Annotated in this window: 3 protein-coding genes; all 3 read left to right on the top strand. The window is 36.9% G+C overall.

Annotated elements, in window-relative coordinates; translation table 11 throughout:
- A partial coding sequence (locus ACTTKP_RS11665) for a PFL family protein (RefSeq protein WP_442554070.1) occupies positions 1–1035 on the top strand: 1035 nt, incomplete at its 5' end.
- A 22-nt stretch (positions 1036–1057) separates the two neighbouring features.
- The gene (locus ACTTKP_RS11660; RefSeq protein ID WP_442554071.1) at positions 1058–1873 is read left to right on the top strand and encodes a GTP pyrophosphokinase; all 816 of its coding nucleotides are present in this window, start codon (positions 1058–1060) and stop codon (positions 1871–1873) included.
- Between the two features lie 6 nt (positions 1874–1879).
- The gene (locus ACTTKP_RS11655) at positions 1880–3286 is read left to right on the top strand and encodes an RsmB/NOP family class I SAM-dependent RNA methyltransferase (protein WP_442554069.1); all 1407 of its coding nucleotides are present in this window, start codon (positions 1880–1882) and stop codon (positions 3284–3286) included.
- The last annotated feature ends 127 nt before the right edge of the window (positions 3287–3413 follow it).

The following is a 3413-nucleotide window of genomic DNA, read 5'->3' as shown; positions in this document are numbered from 1 at the left end:
GTTAATTTCATAGGTGGATATTCTGCACTCGTATCTAAGGGAAGTACTCCTGCTGATAAATTATTAATAAGGTCTATTCCGAAGGCACTTAATGAAACTGAACATATATGCAGTTCGGTAAATTTAGGCTCTACAAAAACGGGAATAAATATGGATGCAGTCAAGCTGATGGGAGAAATTATTAAAGAAACTGCTGAGCTTACTAAGGATAGGGATTCAATAGGCTGTGCAAAACTTGTAGTTTTCTGTAATGCTCCTGATGACAATCCTTTCATGGCAGGTGCTTTTCATGGAGTGACAGAAGCTGATAAGATAATTAATGTCGGTGTAAGCGGACCGGGTGTAGTAAGGGCGGTGCTTAAACATTCTGAAGGGGATGACTTTGGTGAACTATGTGAAAAGATTAAGAAAACTGCATTTAAGATAACAAGAATTGGACAGCTTGTGGCTCTTGAAGCATCAAAAAGACTGGGTATTCCTTTCGGAATTGTGGATCTTTCGCTTGCACCTACACCTGCAATAGGAGACTCGATTGCAGATATTTTCTATGAAATGGGACTTGAAAGAGCCGGTGCCCCGGGAACGACAGCAGCTCTTGCCCTGCTTAATGATCAGGTTAAAAAAGGAGGAGTTATGGCTTCTTCTTATGTGGGGGGACTTAGTGGAGCTTTCATCCCTGTAAGTGAAGATCAGGGTATGATAAATGCTGTATTAGATGGAGCTTTAACTCTTGAAAAACTTGAGGCAATGACCTGTGTATGTTCAGTAGGACTTGATATGGTAGCTATTCCGGGAGATACCTCGGCATCTACGATTTCAGGAATAATAGCTGATGAAATGGCAATAGGTATGATAAATCAGAAGACTACCGCTGTAAGGCTTATTCCTGTTGCAGGAAAAACAGTTGGTGAACAGGCTGAGTTCGGAGGACTTTTAGGATATGCTCCAATTATGCCTGTAAATGAATTCTCTTGTGAAAAATTTATTGGTAGAGGCGGAAGAATACCTGCTCCTATACATAGTTTTAAGAATTAATATAAAAAGGTTGGTTTATCCTATGGAAACTAAAATGTGGAGTGAATTTTTGGTACCTTACAGACTTGCAGTGGATGAACTTGTTGTAAAATTCAATCATATAATTGAAGGATATAGAGCCATGGGGCAGTATTCTCCTATTGAACAGGTAATAGGAAGGGTAAAGAGGATTTCCAGCATTATAGAAAAAGCAGGAAAAAAAGGAATCCCATTATACGATGTCGAAAATAACTTGGAAGATATTGCCGGCATAAGAATAATTTGTCAATTTGAGGATGACATTGCAAGTGTAATAAAAATGATTAAAAATCGTTCTGATTTGGTTGTACATGAAGAAAAAGATTATATAAGTCATCAAAAGAAAAGCGGTTACAGAAGTTATCACATGATAGCCTCCTACAATGTAGAAACTCTGAGTGGCAAGAAGACGGTCAAGGTTGAAATACAGATTAGAACTCTTGCTATGAATTTTTGGGCTATAATTGAGCATTCTCTTCAGTATAAGTATAAGGGGAATATGCCTAAAAATATCTCTGAAAGACTTCAGAATGCCGCCGCAGCTATAGTTCAGCTGGATGTTGAAATGTCTGCAATCAGAAACGAGATTGTAGATGCACAGAATTCATTTAGAATTAGAGCAGGGATTGTGTCACAGATTCTAAATAATATTCAAAATCTTTATAAGGTAGCAAATGACAGGGAAGTAACTAAGATACAAGATGAATTTTATGAGATTTATGCAGCGGGTGATTTAAATACCCTGATAAAGTTTAGTAAAGACTTGGATGTGATTGCAGAAGGATATAGAAGTCAGAGCCTGCCGGAAAGGAATTTATAATATTTAATGATAAATTTACCTGAAAGTTTTTTAGAAAAAATTAAAAATATGCTTGGAGAGGAATATGACAATTTCCTTGAAAGCTACAATAAAAGTCCCTTGCAGGGACTAAGACTTAATAGAACTAAGGTCTCTCCCGATGCTTGGGAGGGACTTTCTGTGGTTAAAATGAAACATATTCCTTGGATAGACAACGGTTTTTATTTTGATGGAAATGAGTTTGCAGCAACCAAGCATCCTTATTATTATGCAGGACTTTATTATATACAGGAACCGTCTGCACAGACTCCTGCCAATATTCTTCAAGTGAATCCGGGAGACAGAGTGTTAGATCTTTGTGCTGCACCGGGGGGTAAAAGTACGGAGCTTGCAGCTAAGTTAAATGGAAAAGGTGTACTGGTATCGAATGATATATCTGCGACCAGAGCAAAAGCATTGCTTAAAAACTTAGGTGTATTCGGCATTAAAAATGCTTTAATTACGAGTGAAACGCCGAAAAATCTAAGTGATGTATTTACAGGATATTTTAACAAAATTCTTGTAGATGCACCTTGCTCAGGGGAAGGAATGTTTAGGAAAGAGCCTGCCATTATAAAAAACTGGGAACAGTATGGTACCGGCTATTATAATGATTTACAAAAAGACATACTTCCGAATGCAGTTAATATGTTAGCTGATGATGGATATTTACTTTATTCAACCTGCACTTTTTCAGCTGATGAAAATGAGGGAACTATTGACTATATTTTAACAATGTTTCCTGAACTTGAGGTAGTTCCTATAAGTGACCGGTATGAAGGTTTTGATTTCGGACATCCTGAATGGATAGGTTCGGACAAAGAAGAAATAAGAGGAGCTGTGCGTATCTGGCCGCATAGGATGGAGGGAGAAGGACATTTCTTATGTCTCCTTCATAAGAAGAAAGCTGATTACCCTAAGTATTTTGAAACCAATATAAAGAGAGTTAAGCTCTCTAATGAAGAAGATGCTTTTCTTAAAAGCTGGGGATTAACAAGTGAAGAACTGGAGAGACTTGAGTTGCATGGTGAAAAGCTCTATCTTATTCCTGATGGACTTCCTAATGTTACCGGACTTAGAATTCTTAGAAACGGACTTTATGTGGGAGATAGAAAAAAAGGAAGATTTGAACCGAGCGAACCTTTTGCTATGTCTCGTACCAAGAAAGAATCAAAGTATTTTCTTGATTTAGATGTAGATGATGAGAGAGTAATTAAGTATTTAAAATGTGAAACAATAGAAGTGACAAAGGATGAACTGGTAAAAAATAAGCTTGATAAGGCAGAAAAGGGAGCTTTTATTCTGATTGGAATTAATGGTTTTCCTTTGGGATTTGGGAAACTTTCGGGTACTACGGTAAAAAATAAGTACTTTGCGGGCTGGAGGATGATGTAGGGAGTAATGGGAAATTAACCCTATTTATGAGGAACAGGGATAATATAGAATTATTGAAAGAAATTTTGAAAGATGGAATAAAGATATATTTAAATTTCTATATATCGCACAATAAATTATGTAATAA

Source organism: Catonella sp., assembly GCF_052169795.1.
GTDB lineage: Bacteria > Bacillota > Clostridia > Lachnospirales > Lachnospiraceae > Catonella.
Note: the sequence above shows the minus strand (reverse complement) of the source record. Positions and strands in the feature narration are given on the sequence as shown.

What these genes read in the sequence shown, in the direction of transcription:
- ACTTKP_RS11660 (WP_442554071.1), top strand. Translation starts at nt 1,058, where the DNA reads ATGGAAACTAAAATGTGGAGTGAATTTTTGGTACCTTACAGACTTGCA.
- ACTTKP_RS11655 (WP_442554069.1), top strand. Translation starts at nt 1,880, where the DNA reads ATGATAAATTTACCTGAAAGTTTTTTAGAAAAAATTAAAAATATGCTT.